The 14,990-nt window shown below is 70.7% G+C and carries 14 protein-coding genes; 7 read left to right on the top strand and 7 right to left on the bottom strand.

Annotated elements, in window-relative coordinates; all coding sequences use genetic code 11:
- Positions 1–2 precede the first annotated feature (2 nt).
- Complete coding sequence (locus STSP_RS18410; RefSeq protein WP_067279079.1) at positions 3–422, top strand: aggregation-promoting factor C-terminal-like domain-containing protein; 420 nt, start codon at positions 3–5, stop codon at positions 420–422.
- A gap of 118 nt (positions 423–540) precedes the next feature.
- Here STSP_RS18410 and STSP_RS18405 read toward each other — a convergent pair whose 3' ends face one another.
- Positions 541–1,710 carry a steroid 3-ketoacyl-CoA thiolase gene (locus STSP_RS18405; protein WP_067279076.1) on the bottom strand — a complete coding sequence of 390 codons (1,170 nt, stop codon included), beginning with the start codon at positions 1,708–1,710 and terminating at the stop codon, positions 541–543.
- Between the two features lie 298 nt (positions 1,711–2,008).
- Here STSP_RS18405 and STSP_RS18400 point away from each other — a divergent pair, with 298 nt between their 5' ends.
- Complete coding sequence (locus STSP_RS18400) at positions 2,009–3,253, top strand: cytochrome P450 (RefSeq protein ID WP_067279074.1); 1,245 nt, start codon at positions 2,009–2,011, stop codon at positions 3,251–3,253.
- A 200-nt stretch (positions 3,254–3,453) separates the two neighbouring features.
- Here the strand turns inward: STSP_RS18400 and STSP_RS18395 are convergent, their stop codons facing one another.
- The 3 genes from STSP_RS18395 to STSP_RS18385 all read right to left on the bottom strand — a co-directional run bounded on the left by STSP_RS18395 (position 3,454) and on the right by STSP_RS18385 (position 5,517).
- Positions 3,454–3,744, bottom strand: a complete 291-nt coding sequence (locus tag STSP_RS18395) for a zinc-binding metallopeptidase family protein (RefSeq protein ID WP_157902861.1) — start codon at positions 3,742–3,744, stop codon at positions 3,454–3,456.
- A 26-nt stretch (positions 3,745–3,770) separates the two neighbouring features.
- Positions 3,771–4,640 (bottom strand): M20 metallopeptidase family protein, encoded by an 870-nt coding sequence (locus STSP_RS18390; RefSeq protein WP_067279069.1) that lies wholly within the window; start codon positions 4,638–4,640, stop codon positions 3,771–3,773.
- 268 nt (positions 4,641–4,908) lie between these two features.
- A complete protein-coding gene (locus STSP_RS18385) occupies positions 4,909–5,517 on the bottom strand; it encodes a TetR/AcrR family transcriptional regulator (RefSeq protein ID WP_067279067.1) in 609 nt (202 codons plus the stop codon).
- Positions 5,518–5,621: 104 nt separating this feature from the next.
- On the opposite strand from STSP_RS18385, the gene STSP_RS18380 reads away from it, so the two are divergent.
- From STSP_RS18380 to STSP_RS18370, 3 genes are read left to right on the top strand one after another with little or no spacing between them, the layout of a single operon-like run.
- Entirely contained in the window at positions 5,622–7,013 is a 1,392-nt protein-coding gene (locus STSP_RS18380) for an MFS transporter (protein WP_067279065.1), read from the top strand.
- 42 nt (positions 7,014–7,055) lie between these two features.
- Entirely contained in the window at positions 7,056–7,577 is a 522-nt protein-coding gene (locus STSP_RS18375) for an aspartate carbamoyltransferase (protein ID WP_067279064.1), read from the top strand.
- 58 nt (positions 7,578–7,635) lie between these two features.
- Positions 7,636–8,934, top strand: coding sequence for an MDR family MFS transporter (locus STSP_RS18370; protein WP_067279161.1), 1,299 nt, complete (start codon positions 7,636–7,638; stop codon positions 8,932–8,934).
- 95 nt (positions 8,935–9,029) lie between these two features.
- On the opposite strand, the gene STSP_RS18365 is transcribed toward STSP_RS18370, so the two are convergent.
- Together STSP_RS18365 and STSP_RS18360 are read right to left on the bottom strand one after the other, a co-directional pair.
- Complete coding sequence (locus STSP_RS18365; RefSeq protein WP_078067296.1) at positions 9,030–10,520, bottom strand: glycosyltransferase family 39 protein; 1,491 nt, start codon at positions 10,518–10,520, stop codon at positions 9,030–9,032.
- Between the two features lie 100 nt (positions 10,521–10,620).
- Positions 10,621–12,663: a bifunctional glycosyltransferase 87/phosphatase PAP2 family protein gene (locus STSP_RS18360; RefSeq protein ID WP_067279062.1), complete on the bottom strand. Its 2,043-nt coding sequence runs from the start codon at positions 12,661–12,663 to the stop codon at positions 10,621–10,623.
- A 468-nt stretch (positions 12,664–13,131) separates the two neighbouring features.
- On the opposite strand from STSP_RS18360, the gene STSP_RS18355 reads away from it, so the two are divergent.
- Entirely contained in the window at positions 13,132–13,803 is a 672-nt protein-coding gene (locus STSP_RS18355; RefSeq protein ID WP_067279060.1) for an O-methyltransferase, read from the top strand.
- 48 nt (positions 13,804–13,851) lie between these two features.
- On the opposite strand, the gene STSP_RS18350 is transcribed toward STSP_RS18355, so the two are convergent.
- On the bottom strand, positions 13,852–14,244 hold the full coding sequence (locus tag STSP_RS18350; RefSeq protein ID WP_067279057.1) for an FHA domain-containing protein: 393 nt from the start codon (positions 14,242–14,244) through the stop codon (positions 13,852–13,854).
- Positions 14,245–14,436: 192 nt separating this feature from the next.
- Between STSP_RS18350 and STSP_RS18345 the strand changes: the two genes are divergently transcribed.
- Positions 14,437–14,859 carry a DnaJ family domain-containing protein gene (locus tag STSP_RS18345; RefSeq protein WP_067279055.1) on the top strand — a complete coding sequence of 141 codons (423 nt, stop codon included), beginning with the start codon at positions 14,437–14,439 and terminating at the stop codon, positions 14,857–14,859.
- Positions 14,860–14,990 lie beyond the last annotated feature (131 nt).

Genomic DNA, 14,990 nt, shown 5'->3' with positions numbered 1-14,990 from the left:
CTGTGATCGTCTCCCTGTTCCGCCGCGTTGCTTCCCCGAAGAAGGCCATCACCGGTGCCGCCGTGGCCGCCGCCACCACCGGCATGCTGTTCGCCGCCGCTCCCGCCCAGGCCGCCCCCGCCGCGCCGGCGGCCGCCAAGGCCCAGTCGATCGCCCACAAGATGATCCCGGACGCGGCGCAGTACAAGGCCTTCAGCAAGATCGTGGAGCACGAGAGCGGCTGGAACGTCACGGCGACGAACGCGTCCTCCGGCGCGTACGGCCTCGTCCAGGCGCTGCCGGGCTCGAAGATGGCCTCCGCCGGCTCGGACTGGAAGACCAACCCCGCGACCCAGATCAAGTGGGGCCTGGACTACATGAACTCGCGTTACGGCAGCCCGGTCGCCGCGTGGAACTTCTGGCAGTCGCACGGCTGGTACTGAGCCGCCGACCGCTCCGGTCCCTCAACACCGAAGGCGGCACCCCCTTTTCCGGGGGTGCCGCCTTCGGCGTCGGCTGCGCCACCGTCAACGGCTCGCGAATCGTCCGCCGTAACGGCGCCTAGAGCCGCTGAATGATCGTCCCCGTCGCCAGCGCCCCGCCCGCGCACATCGCGATCAGCGCGAACTCCTTGTCCCGCCGCTCCAGTTCATGGAGCGCGGTGGTGATCAGGCGCGCCCCGGTCGCCCCGACCGGGTGCCCCAGTGCGATCGCCCCGCCGTTGACGTTGACCTTCTCCAGGTCCTGCTCGAAGACCTGGGCCCAGCTCAGCACCACCGAGGCGAACGCCTCGTTGATCTCGACGATGTCGATGTCCTTCAGCGACATCCCGGCCTTGCCGAGCACGGCGCGCGTGGCATCGATGGGCCCGTCGAGGTGGAAGTGCGGGTCCGCGCCCACCAGCGCCTGAGCGACGATACGGGCGCGCGGCTTGAGTTTGAGCGCGCGTGCCATCCGCTTGGACGCCCACATGATCGCGGCCGCGCCGTCCGAGATCTGCGAGGAGTTCCCCGCGGTGTGCACGGCCGTCGGCATGATCGGCTTGAGCCGCGCCAGCGCCTCCATCGAGGTGTCGCGCAGACCCTCGTCACGGTCGACGAGCCGCCACATGCCCTGCCCGGCGGCCTGCTCCGCCTCGGTGGTCGGCACCTGGACGGCGAACGTCTCGCGCTTGAAGCGCTCCTCTGACCAGGCGATCGCGGCCCGTTCCTGTGAGATCAGGCCGAGCGAGTCGACGTTCTCGCGCGTCAGCCCGCGGTGCCGGGCGATGCGCTCGGCCGCCTCGAACTGGTTCGGCAGGTCGACGTTCCACTCGTCCGGGAAGGGCTTGCCCGGCCCGTGCTTGGAGCCGGACCCGAGCGGCACCCGCGACATCGCCTCGACACCGCAGCTGATGCCGACGTCGATGACGCCCGCCGCGATCATGTTGGCGGTCATGTGCGAGGCCTGCTGCGAGGAGCCGCACTGGCAGTCGACGGTGGTGGCCGCGGTCTCGTACGGCAGGCCCACGGTGAGCCATGCGGTGCGCGCCGGGTTCATGGACTGCTCGCCCGCGTGCGTGACGGTGCCGCCGACGATCTGCTCGACGCAGTCGGCCTGGATGCCCGTGCGGGCGAGGAGTTCGCGGTAGGTCTCGCCCAGCAGATAGGCGGGGTGGAGATTGGCGAGCGCGCCGCCGCGCTTGCCGATGGGGGTGCGTACGGCTTCGACGATGACGGGTTCCGCAGCCATGAGGGCTCGTCCTCTCCTCGCACATCCGCACATCCGCACAGAGGAGTCCCGGCCACCGGCGGACGCCGAACTAGAACGCGTACTAGTTCTTCCCGCAGTCTGCTGACCCGAGCCCCCGCGCCGCAAGGGTCGTGCACGCACCTTGCACCCCGCCTGCACGCAATTCACCCTGTCATGGCCCTTGCTACTTGTAGAACCCGTTACTACCTTGCCGAACACCTTCATATTCTGATGGACCGTCAGACCCGGGGACGGTCAGGCCGTCAGAGCCTTCAGACCAGGAAACCTGGAGTTGCCGATGCCCTGTCCAGCGCTGCCCGAAGGGTTCGACTTCACCGATCCCGATGTGCTCCACCACCGCGTACCCCTCCCGGAGTTCGCCGAACTGCGGAAGACAGAACCGGTCCGCTGGATCGCCCAGCAGCCGGGCATCGCCGGCTTCCAGGACGAGGGCTACTGGGCCGTCACCCGGCACGCGGACGTCAAGTACGTCTCCACGCACCCCGACCTCTTCTCCTCGAACCTCAACACCGCGATCATCCGCTTCAACGAGCACATCAACCGCGACCAGATCGAGGTCCAGCGGCTGATCATGCTCAACATGGACCCGCCCGAGCACACCCGGGTCCGCCAGATCGTGCAGCGCGGCTTCACCCCGCGTGCCATCCGCTCGCTGGAGGACGCCCTGCGCGCCCGCGCCCGCTCGATCGTCGAGACGGCACTCGAGAGCGCGGGCCCGGACGGCTCCTTCGACTTCGTCACCAACGTCGCCTGCGAGCTCCCCCTGCAGGCCATCGCCGAGCTGATCGGCATACCCCAGGACGACCGGATCAGGATCTTCGACTGGTCCAACCAGATGGTGGCGTACGACGACCCCGAGTTCGCCATCACCGAGGACGTGGCCGCCGAGGCCGCCACCGAGCTCATCGGGTACGCGATGAACATGGCCGCCGCCCGCAAGGAGTGCCCGGCCAAGGACATCGTCACGCAGCTCGTGGCCGCGGAGGACCAGGGCAATCTCGGCTCCGACGAGTTCGGGTTCTTCGTGCTGATGCTCGCGGTCGCGGGCAACGAGACGACCCGCAACGCGATCAGCCACGGCATGCACGCCTTCCTGACCCACCCCGACCAGTGGGAGCTGTACAAGCGCGAGCGTCCCGCGACGACCGCCGAGGAGATCGTCCGCTGGGCCACACCCGTGGTCTCCTTCCAGCGCACCGCCACGCAGGACACCGAGCTCGGCGGGCAGCAGATCAAGAAGGGCGACCGGGTCGGGATCTTCTACTCGTCCGCCAACCACGACCCCGAGGTCTTCACCGACCCCGGCGTCTTCGACATCACCCGCGACCCCAACCCGCACCTCGGATTCGGGGGCGGCGGCCCCCACTACTGCCTCGGCAAGTCCCTCGCCACGCTCGAGATCGACCTCATCTTCAACGCCGTCGCGGACGCCATGCCCGACCTGCGCCTGGCCGGCGACCCGCGGCGACTGCGCTCGGCGTGGATCAACGGGGTGAAGGAGCTGCAGGTCAGCGCGGCTTGACCTGCCTCCGGCCCACGACGTCTCCGGGGAGGCAGGGACATCCCCCCTACGCCGACCTCTGCCTCCCCGGGCCTTTGTACCGACCCGGAGTTCGGCGCGAGCAGTCGCCTGAAGGAGTTCCGGTCCAACAGGGCTTGGCCTCGCACGGGGTGAAGCAGGGCACCCGACCATGGCCGGGCGCCCAAGATGCGATGCGTAGCTCAGACGAGGGCATCGAGCCGGCTGGACAGGAACCCCGCCATCGCGCGGACCCCGATCCCGATCGCGCGCTCGTCCGCGGCGAAGTCCGGGGAGTGGGGGATCCCGTTGATGCCCGCTTCCGGGTTGGCGACGCCGAGGTAGAGCATCGCTCCGGGCACTTGGTGCAGGAAGTATGCGAAGTCATCGCCGTTGAACGGATACGCCGCGTGCAACACCATGACCGCGTCCGCGCCCAGGGCGCCTCGCAGGTACGTGGCTGCCACCGTGCTGAGCTCCGGTGAGGACACCATGGCGGGAAACGGCTCCTCGGTGAACTCTACCCGGGCACCGGGGAGCTCACCCACCCAGCGCCGCACCTCGTCACGGATCTCGGCATACCAGCCCTCGGGCCAGGACCGCAGCCAGCGTACACGCGCGCACCGTCATCACCCGGGCTCACATGGGACAAGGCGAAGACAAAGCGCGCCAGCGGGCCGTCCGGGGTCTGCATGTCGTCCATGAGCTGCTGGAGCTGTCCGGGCGTCTGCGGGCGCCCGACGGTCGACAATCCGTCGATCATGGCGACGAGCCGCTTGGCGTCGTCGGCGGCGTCCGGGCCCGCCAGGTCGATCCGGAGGCGGTCCTGCCCGGGCTGACCCGGCCCGACCGCGAGCATGCCGACCGGAAGAGGGCCGCAGTGCAGCGCGTAGATCTCCCGCGGCGCCGTCCGCTCAAGGATCCCATCCTCGATCATCGACCGGGCGCCCTCGCAGGTCTCCTCGGCCGGCTGGAAAACGAAGACGACCCGCCCGTTCAGCCGCTTCCGCAGCCGTGCGAGGACCAGGGCGATGCCCACCCCGATCGCCGTGTGCAGGTCGTGGCCGCACAGGTGGGCCGCTCCAGGAACCTGTGAGGTGAAGGCGCAGTCGTACAGTTCATCGTCGTCGACCGCGTCCATGTCGGCCCGGTAGGCGACGGTCGGGCCATCACCCGCACCGTCGAGCACCGCCACCACGCCATGGCCGCCCACGCCGGTCGCCACGGCCAGACCCGCGGCGTGAAGCCGCTCGGCGACCAGTGCCGATGTGCACCGCTCATCCCCGGCGAGCTCGGGATGCCTGTGGATGTCGCGGCGCACCCCGATCAGCTCATCGTCGATCTCGGCCGCAATCTCGTCGATCGTCGCGTAATCCAGCGTCAAGGACATGTGCCCGGACGCTACAGGAGCCGAGCGTCAACCTACGTCCTGAAGTTGAAACGGGCTCAGTTCCGAAACCAGGTCCTAGCCAGGGCAAGGCGCCGGCGCGCGCGGTGCCCGTTACGAGTACGACGGATGTCGCGGCACAGCCGCGGGCGCCAGTCCGGTGTGCAGTTCGGCGCCGGGGCCGGAGTGCGCTTGGACGGTGTCGACGTACCAGGCTTCGGCTGGTCTGTGGCCACTCCAGTCGGTGACGGTGACGCCGAGAGTTTCGGTGTCACCGCGGATCCCCGAGTTCGGGGACGAGTTTGCCCGGTGGGGTGAAGGCGGCGAGGACCGTGGCCGTGATGTGAGCGGCGGCGTGGTCGGGGGCGAGGCGGCCTGCGCGGATCTCGTCGGCGGCGCTGTGCATGACGGTGTGCAGGACGTTGACCAGCCAGGAGATCGGCAGGTCGGTGCGGAAGACGCCTTCGGCGCGGCCGCGGGCGACCAGTGTCTCGACCCGGGACGCCGGGCCGTCATGCAGTTCGCGGATGCGGCCGGCGGAGAGTTCACGCTGGGCTGCGACGAGCAGGGCGCGTGCCTCGTCCACCAGGTGCCAGCTGGCCTCGACGAGACGGGCGAGGGCGAGTCGTGGGTCGCCGGTCAGGTCGACGGAGTCCAGTGCCGCGTTGCCCCGCTCGATCGCCCTGGCCATAGCGGCGTCGACGACCTCGGCGCGGGACGCGAAGTGAGCGTAGAGCGTCACCCGGCCCACACCTGCCGCCCGGGCGATCTCGCTGAGGCTCGCCTCCGGGTTGCGGCCGAGGCACTCGGCCGCGGCCTGCAGGATCGCGTCGATGCTGCGCAGGGCGTCGGCGCGCTTGGCGGAACTTCTGCTGCTCATGAGGCCACCCTAACAATAAAGCGAACACACCTGTTTGGGTTGCTGTACTGTCGAGGGATAACCCGAACATTGCTGTTCGACTTTTGGGGAGGGGTTGGGGTGTCATGACAGAGGTCCAAGCGATGGACGCGCACGCGCCAGGGGCGCCGCATCCGCTGCGCTGGACGGCCCTGGGGCTGCTGGGGCTCGCCCAGTTGATGCTGATCCTCGATGTCACGGTGGTCGCTCTCGCGCTGCCGCACATGGGCGCCGATCTCGGATTGGACCGCGCGGTACTGACCTGGGTGGTCAGCGGTTACGCGCTCACGTTCGGCAGCCTGATGCTGCTGGGCGGCCGGGCGGCCGACCTGTTCGGCGCGAAGCGGATCGTGCTGGCCGGCCTCGCGGTGTTCACGGCGGCGTCGCTCGTCGCCGGGCTCGCCGGGAGCGCGCCGGTGCTGCTGGGCGGCCGGGTCGGGCAGGGCGTGGGTGCGGCGATGCTGTCGCCCGCGGCTCTCTCCGTGGTGGTGCGCCTCTTCGACGGCGACGAGCGGAACCGGGCACTGGGCATCTGGTCCGCCCTCGGCGGCGGGGGCGCGGCCCTGGGCGTGCTGCTGGGCGGGCTGATCACCGCCGGTCCGGGCTGGCCCTGGGTGTTCTTCGTCAATGTGCCGGTCGGTCTGGTCGTTCTGGTCGTGCTGGCCCGGGTGCTGCCGGACGTGCGGCCGGCGGCCTCGGGTTCGCTCGACGTGCCGGGCGCGGTGCTGGTCGCGGCGGGGACCGGCGCGGTCATCTACGCGCTGATCCGTGCCGGTGACCATGGCTGGCTGAACGCGGTCACGCTTGCCCTGTTCGCGGCGGCGGTGGTGGCCTATGCGGCGTTCGCGGCCTGGCAGCGGCGGGCGTCCGCGCCGCTGATGGACCTCCGCCTGCTGGCCCGACGGCCCGTGGTCGCGGGTGTGTTCGTGATCGCTGTGACGACCGCACTGATGGTGGCCGTCTTCTTTCTCGGCTCCTTCTACCTCCAGGACCACCTCGGTCACGGCCCTCTGGCGACCGGCCTGCTGTTCCTGCCGGTGGCGGTGCTGACCATGGCGGCCGCCTCGGTCGCCGGACAGGTGATCGGGAAGCTCGGGGCGCGGATCCTGGCCGTGGTCGCCCTGGTGGTGGCCGCGGCCGGATTCGTGGTGCCGGTGCTGTGGTCCGGCACCGTCGTGATGGTCATCGGGGTGAGTGTGTCGGCGGCGGGTCTGGGTGCCCTGTTCGTGGTGGCGTCGGCGACCGCGCTCGGAAGTGTGGCGCCGCACGAGGCCGGTGTGGTTTCCGGGATTGTCAGCACCTTCCACGAGTTCGGCGCCTCAGGCGGTGCTGCGGTCGTCTCCAGCGCGGCTGCCGCAAGCATCGGTGCCGGTGCCGCGTCGGTGTCCGGTTTCGACACCGCGTTCCTGGTCGCCACCGGGGTGGCCGCGGTGTCGGCGGTGGTCGCGGTCGGGCTGATCCCGGCCAGGAGCGAGTAGAGGGCGTTGCTCACGCCCTCTACGTGATGATGGAGGCACTGAATGAACAGCAGCATGCGGCGGGGCCACGCGGCGAGGACACTCGCCGCCGGTGTGGTGGCGACCCTCGCCCTGGTGTCCTGCGGCTCGTCGCAGGATGCGGGGGAAGGACAGAGCGACCGTCAGAAGACGGTGGCAGAGCGGGGCCGGAGCGTGATGCCCTTCGACCTCGAGGAGACCACCCACCGCTTCACCCCCACTCCGACGGGCGGAGTCCAGGATGTCGTGGCGGACCGGCCCGGCGATACCAAACAGATCGACCTGATACGCGCTCACCTGCGCAAGGAGGCCGCGGCGTTCAACCGGGGGGACTTCGCCGACCCCGCCCGGATCCACGGCGCTGACATGCCCGGCCTCGCCGAACTGCAGGACGGATATGACCGTATCGAGGTGCGCTACGAGGACCGGTCCGACGGGGCCACTCTGACCTACACCACGGAGGATTCCGCATTGGTCGACGCGCTGCACGACTGGTTCGAAGCCCAGCTCGGCGACCACGGCGCGCACGCCGAGTCCGGCCATTGAAGTGGAAGGGGAACGCGCCCCGGACGACGACCGGCGCGCTGAACGGCGCGACAGCGCGATGACTGACACCACCACCGCGTCCCCACCCGTGCTCGCCCGGGTGCTCATCGTCGGCAACGGCATCATGAGCCTCGCCAACTCGGTCACGGTGCCTTTCCTGGCCGTGTTCCTCCACAGGGAACTCGGGCTCCAGCCGGGCATGATCGGCTTCGTCATCGGCTCGTCGGTGTTCTTCTCGATCTTCGCCGGCTTCGTCGGAGGCTCGCTCTCCGACCTCCTCGGCCGGACCCGGCTGCTGCTGATCTCCCTCCTGGGAGTGATCGGCTCGTTCGTTGGCCTCTACTTCAGCCACGGCGTCCTTGCGGTGTTCGTCTTCAACGCGACGATGGCGTTGAGCAGCAGCTCCTTCGGACCCGTGGGCAAGGCGCTGCTGAGCGACCTGCTCCCGCCGGGCCGGCGCGTGAAGTGGTTCTCGTACCAGTACGTGACCACCAACATGGGGTACGCCGTCGGGCCGGTCGTCGGTGCGGCGGTCGGTCTGGCCGGCGACCGGTCGGCGTTCCTCGTCGGCGCGCTCGGCTACGGCGTCTACCTGCTCGGCCTGGCCGGAGTCCTACTGCTGACCTCGTCGTCGTCCGCGTCGGCCGGCGAGCCCGGCCGGACGGCCACCGGCGAGGGGCAGACGCAGCTCTTCGGCAGCGTGCTCAAAGGGCTCGCGGAGAGCGCGCGGGTCGTGGCAACCGACTCGCGGCTGCTGTTCCTCATCCTCGCCGGACTGCTGCTGGAGGCCGTGCACGGCCGTGTCTCCTCGCTGCTCGCGCAGCATCTCTCCGGCGGTTTCGCCGACGGCACCGCGATCCTGGGATACGTGCTGACCATCAACGCGGTGACCGTGGTGGTCCTGCAGTTGTCCGTCTCCAAGTTCATGGACAAGCGCAACCCCGTGGCTTCCATCGTCGTCGGCGGTCTGCTGACCGTCCTCGGGATGGCCGGCTTCGCGTTCGCGGAGGAGCTCTGGCACTTCGTCGCCGCGATGGTGGTGTTCTCCCTCGGCGAGATCCTCATCTACCCGGCGGAGTTCGCCATCATCGACCGGATCGCGCCGGAGGACCGCCGAGGGTCGTACTTCGGCGCGCAGACTTTCGCCCAACTCGGCGTCTTCATCGGCCCCTACACCGGTGGCCTGCTGCTCGCGGCCTACGGCGGCACGACCATGTTCCTCGGCGTCGGCTCGTTCGCCCTGGCCAGTGTGGTCATCTATCTGCTCGTCGGCCGACGGATCCCCGGTCTGGCCGGCCCGGTGGCGGAGCGCTCCGCGGAGCGGCCGAAGGAGGAGCATGCCGATGACGTGGCGTGAGCTTGCCCGGAAACACGTGCCCTTGGTGAACCTGGACACCGTCGCCGTACGGCATGTCCCGAGCCGACGTTACGCCGACAGACGCAAGCCGTCCGCTACGCGCAGTGGCCGGTGCGGGCGTACACGAGGATCTGAGCACCTCGTACCCGGGTGCGTTCGCACACCTCGAAGTACGCCTTGAGCGTCTGCCGTTTGACGCGCTCCTGCTCGAAGGGGTCGAGCGGCTGGCCGGGAGGGTCGGTCAGGGCGATGATCCGGTCGGCGGCCAGGATGTGGCGGCGGATCGTGTCGGCCGGGAGTTCCGTGCCCTGCAGGGTGTGCGAGGCCGACGGGGATGCGGCGAGTGCGAGATCGTCCAGCTTGCCGTAGACGGACGGGTACGACAGCAGCCACTCGCGGCGCCGGGCTGGCATGAACAGCACCCCGTCACCCGGACGTGCGTGCCTCTCGACGGCATGGGCGACCGCGACCACGTCGTCCTTCCTGCTCTCCGGCGACCGCACCATGAGCGACCACGGCAGGAGGACTCCGACGGCCGCCGTGGCCAGCAGGCAGGCGGTCAGGGTCCGCGCTGCGGGTGCGAGCCTGTGCCGGTGCCGGATCGCCCGGTCCAGGGCGGCCCCGGTGAGCAGTGCCAGTCCCGCCATGCCGTACAGCACGTACCGCTCGACGTACCAGGGCCTGATGAGCGAGATCGTCATCAGCAGACCTGCCGGGGCGATCAGCAGCGGGAGGGCGAGGGCGGCCAGGGCCGTGCCGCCCGTGGCCTCCTCCCCCGCGGGCCCGCGCGTCAGTAATCGGGACAGCAGCACGCCCGCCGCCGAGACCGCCAGGAACTGCAGCCACGCGCTCGTGCTCGGCCGCCCGAGCCAGCCCAGTTGCTGTTCCGACTGCCCCGCGCTCACCACAGCGAGGGGCAGCACGCTCACCACCGCACCGGCCGAGGCCGTACCCCACCGCCGCCACACCCCCGGCAGCGCCCGCAGCCGCCAGAGGGTCAGTGCATGGGCGACGAGGGCCAGTGCGGCGAACTCGTGCAGCCAGCAGGCGAGTCCGAGCGTCAGGGCGTACGCCGTCCACCACCGCCCGCGGGCCTCGCGTGTGCCGCGCAGGAAGAAGTACGTCGCCCAGGTGACGGCCGCGCAGACCAGCGCGTAGGAACGGCCTTCCTGGGCGTACTGCTGCACCACGGGGAGGACCGCGAAGACGAGCCCCGCCAGGACACCGGCACGTCTCCCGGACAGCCGGGCCCCGATCGCCCCGACCCCGGCGGCCGCCACCGCGGTCGCCGCCACCGAGGGCAGACGGAGCGCGACGAGGCCGCCGTCCCAGGCGCCGAAGACGGCGTGCATGAGGAGGTAGTACAGGCCGTGCACGGCGTCGATGTGGCCCAGCAGCGCCCATAGTTCGCCCAGGGAGCGGTGGGCGACCTGGTAGGTGACCGACTCGTCGCGCCACATGCTGCCCTGCCGGTCGATGCCCCAGAGCCCCAGGGCCAGCGCCGCCGTCGCCGGAACGGCCACGGGCGCTGCCCCCGCCGCCCGGCCGGCCGTACGCGCGTTCCGCGGGACGGACCCCTCCGCCATGGACCCGTCCGCGAGGTCAGGGGGCGTCTGCGCTTGGTCCACGTGCTGGCTGATGATCTCCTCCTGAGAACTGCTGGCAGGGCGGCTCCAGCCCCGGCGTTCAGGCCCTCGCACTGTCCGTGGTGGCCGGTGTGCCGCCCGCCGTGCCAGGGGGAGCGGGCGCCTCGGCGGCGGCTGCGACGGCTCGTGGGCCGGACAGGACGTAGACGAGTCCGAAGCCCGCCCCCACCACGGCGGCGCCGCCCACCGCGTCCAGCACCCAGTGGTTGGCGGTCGCGACTATGGCCGAGACCGTGAACAGCGGATGCAGCAGCCCCAGCGCCTTCACCCACCACTTCGGCGCCAGGACGGCGATGACGATGCCGCACCACAGCGACCAGCCGAAATGCAGCGAGGGCATGGCCGCGTACTGGTTCGTGAGCGCGGTCAGCGCGCCGTAGTCCGGCTTCGAGAAGTCCTGGACTCCGTGCACCGTGTCGATGAAGCCCAGGTCCGGCATGAGGCGCGGCGGCGCGAGCGGGTAGAGCCAGAAACCGAGCAGGGCGAGGAGCGTGGCGAAGCCGAGCGCCGAGCGCGCCCAGCGGTAGTCGGCGGGGCGGCGGGCGTAGAGGACGCCGAGGATTGTCAGCGGTACGACGAAGTGGAACGACGAGTAGTAGAAGCTGAGGAAGTCCTCGAGCCAGGGCACCTTCACGACGGTGTGGTTGGCCCAGTGCTCGATGTCGATGAAGAGGGCCTTCTCGATCGCGTGTATCTGCTCGCCGTGCTCCTCGGCCGTGGCCCTGCCGCCGGTCGCGGCGAGGCGGACGTGCGAGTAGGCGGAGTAGCCGACGCGTATCAGCAGCAGTTCGAGGAGCAGGTTCGGGCGGCTGAGCACCTTGCGCCAGAAGGGCAGCAGCGGCACCCAGGTCCACCGGGCCGGGGCGGGTTCGGCGTAGTCCGTCGGGATCGGGGTCCGGTAGTGCGGCGACGTGCGGGACAGGAACGGCACGGCGCTGGCGGCGGCCAGCGCGGCGATCAGCACCACGTTGTCCCGCAGCGGCTCGAGTGCGGCCATGTTCGGCAGCATCATCTTCGCGGGCAGCGTCATCACGAGGACGACGGCGACCGGCCAGACGTAGCGGTCCGAGGCGCGCCTGCCGACGCGGCCGACCACGGCGAACAGCACCCACAGCAGCTGGTGCTGCCAGGTCGTGGGCGACACCGCGGCCGCGACACAGCCGGTCAGCGCGACGGCGAGGAGCAGCTGCCCGTCGCGCGCGTACCGTACGGCGCGGCGTAGCCCGACGACGGCGACGGCCGCGCCGAGCGCGAGGAACAGGACCGTCTCGAGCGGCCCTTGCAGGCCGAGCCGCAGCAGCGCACCGTGCAGCGACTGGTTGGCGAGGCCGTCGGAACGCTCGCCGAGGCCCGCGCCCGCGAGATGGTGCACCCAGTACGTCCGGGAGTCCTGCGGAAGGGCGATCCAGGCGAGCGCGGTGCAGGCGGCGAACGTGACGCCGGTGGAGACGGCGGCGCGGCGCCGTCCGGTGAACCACAGCAGCGGCGCGAACAGCAGCACGGTCGGCTGCAGCGCCGCGGCGACACCGATGAGCCCCCCGCTGAGGCGCTCACCGCGGACCGCGAAACAGCCGAGCAGCACCAGCAGGACCGGCAGGATGCTGGTCTGCCCGAGATACAACGTGTTGCGCACCGGCAGCGAGATCATCAGCAGGCAGATCGCCACGGGCGCGGCCAGCAGAGACGTACGCCGCGACACCGGCTGCGGCAGGGCGCGGGCCGCGACCAGGCCGAGCACCACGACGAGCAGCAGGGTGCCGAAGGTCCAGCTCCAGCCGAGCGCGTCCTCGGCGGCGCTGGTGAGCGGCTTGAGGACGAGGCCGGCGAACGGGCTGCCGGTGAACCTGTCCGCGTCGTACAGCGAGCCCTCCACATGAAGGACACCGCCCGGCCCGGTCCAGGTCTCCAGGTCGATGAGCCGTTCCCCCGGAGGCAGCCGCAGCACCGCCGCGACCTGGCGTATCGCCAGGACCGCGGCGATCACCCACAGGACGGCGCGGGCCGCTCCCAGTCGCGCCGTCGCCACGCCCGGCGCCCCCGCCCCCAAGGCATTCCCCGGTCCACCGTGCTCCACGTTCGCCACGCCGCGTCGGCCCTCCCGCCCCGTCCGTCAACTCGTGCCCGGCCCACTCGTGGCCGGTCCACTCGTGCCTCGTCCACCCGTGCCTGGTCCACTCGTGCCGTGCCGCAGGGACCGCGCGCCCCCCGCGCCCGGTTCCCGTCCCGGACCTGTCCGGCTCCTGAGAGCCTCACAGCACTCGAGGAGCCTCGCATCACCTTTTCGGTGAGACGCATGCCACCCCCGATTCACCTGACCGCCTCCGGACATTTGACCGGATGTCGATGATGCGTGGCGCAGGCGGGTCCACCCAAGACCCGCGACATGGATCGTCATGGGTCGTCATGGGTCGTCGCGGGCGCGCCGGTTCCGCCGCCCGCAGCCGCCCCGGCTATATTCGTTAGGGAAGCTACTTAGTACGTCTAACCACGCTCTTAGTACGTCTGACTACGCGCCATGACACGGGTGGAGAAGCAGAGTGGAGAAGCACACATGAGTGACCAGCAGCTGTGGACCGACGTCGACGCCTACTTCACCTCCGCGCTCGCTCCGCCCGACGAGCCGCTGGCCGCGGCCCTGCGCGCCAGCGACGCAGCCGGCCTGCCGCACATCAACGTCTCCCCGCCGCAGGGCAAGCTGCTCCACCTGCTCGCCCGGATCCAGGGCGCCCGCCGCATCCTGGAGATCGGCACCCTCGGCGGCTACAGCACGATCTGGCTGGCCCGCGCCCTGCCCGCCGACGGCCGCCTCATCAGCCTCGAGTACGACCCGAAGCACGCCGAGATCGCCCGCGCGAACCTCGCCCACGCGGGCCTCGACAAGATCGCCGAGGTACGGACCGGTGCCGCCCTCGACACGCTCCCGCAGCTCGCCGAGGAGGGCCAGGGCCCGTTCGACCTGGTCTTCGTCGACGCGGACAAGGTCAACAACCCGCACTACCTCGAGTGGTCGCTGCGCCTGACCCGCCCGGGCAGCCTGATCGTCGTCGACAACGTCGTACGCGGCGGCGCGGTCGTCGACCCCGCGAGCAGCGATCCGAGCATCCGCGGCACCCGCCGCCTGATCGAGCTCCTCGCCGAGAACCCGAAGGTGAGCGCCACGGCCGTGCAGACGGTCGGCAGCAAGGGGTACGACGGGTTCGTCCTGGCCCGCGTGGAGGAGTGAGCCGCACATCGGGCATCGGGCCGCATCTCTCGCGGCCCCTTCCGGGCCTCAGCCCTCGTGGTAGAAACCCACGTTCACACTGCGCGGCCGGCTGCGGTCGGCGATGACCAGCTCACCGGAGCCGCCGCGCGGCAGCTGCACCGTCGCACCGTAACCGACGGGGTGGACGGCCCCGCCCATCACCAGCCGCACCTCGGACGAGGGGTCCGGATGCGAACCACGCAGCCAGGTCACCGTCCAGGTCCCGTCCGGTCCGCAGACGAACTCCAGGTGTACGCGCGACACGAACAGCCAGTCGTCGGGCGTCACCAGCCGGCACACGCTCTTGTCCCGCCCCACGCGCAGGACGGCGCCCGGGGCGCTCGGCGCGTCGGCCAAGATCATGCCCGCGGTTGCACCTGCGTCCGCCTCCGATACCGAGGCCATGGTGAGCTCGAGCACGTGCGCTCCTTCAATTCACGGAAGTCCGGACGCGGTTGCCACGCCGGGCCGCATGATAGGGCGCGGACGAGCGCCCGTGCCCGCCGGGCAGCACCTTCGCCGCGTCCTCGGGGACCGCCTTCGGCGCTTGCCTGGGGCACCACCTTCGCCGCTCTCCTGGGATGATGCCGCGCCCGCTGGAACAATGAGCACATGACCGAACGCAAGCCACCTGGCGTCAGCTTCGAGTCCTGGATCGACAAGCAGATCCGCGAGGCGGAGGAGCGCGGCGACTTCGCCCGCCTCGAGGGAGCCGGCAAGCCGCTGCCGCGCGACATGGAGAACACCTACGACGAGCTGTGGTGGATCAAGCGCAAGATGGCCCGCGAAGGCCTCTCGCACCTTCCGCCGACGCTCGCCCTGCGCAAGGAGGCGGAGGACGCCCGCGCCGCGGCCGCCGCGGCCCCGTCGGAACGCATGGTGCGGCAGATCATCGCCGACATCAACGACAAGATCAGCAAGGCCCTGCGCAGGCCGCCGCCCGGCCCTCCGCTGGGCCTGACGCCGTTCGACGTCGAGGCCGTGGTGAGCGAGTGGCACGAGCGCCAGAGCGGTGAGCCCGGCCGGGCAAGGTGAGCCGGCACAGCGCTACGGCAGCGCCCCGAAAGGGGCGCGGGGAACTGCGCGAACAGCCACGACGGCGCCGCAGACGCTCGACGGCGCAAGGCGAGCCACTCGCAGGCGGCCCCCGCCAGGACGCAGGGGGC

The organism is Streptomyces jeddahensis, from assembly GCF_001642995.1.
GTDB lineage: Bacteria > Actinomycetota > Actinomycetes > Streptomycetales > Streptomycetaceae > Streptomyces > Streptomyces jeddahensis.
This window is presented reverse-complemented; position numbering and strand designations above follow the sequence as displayed.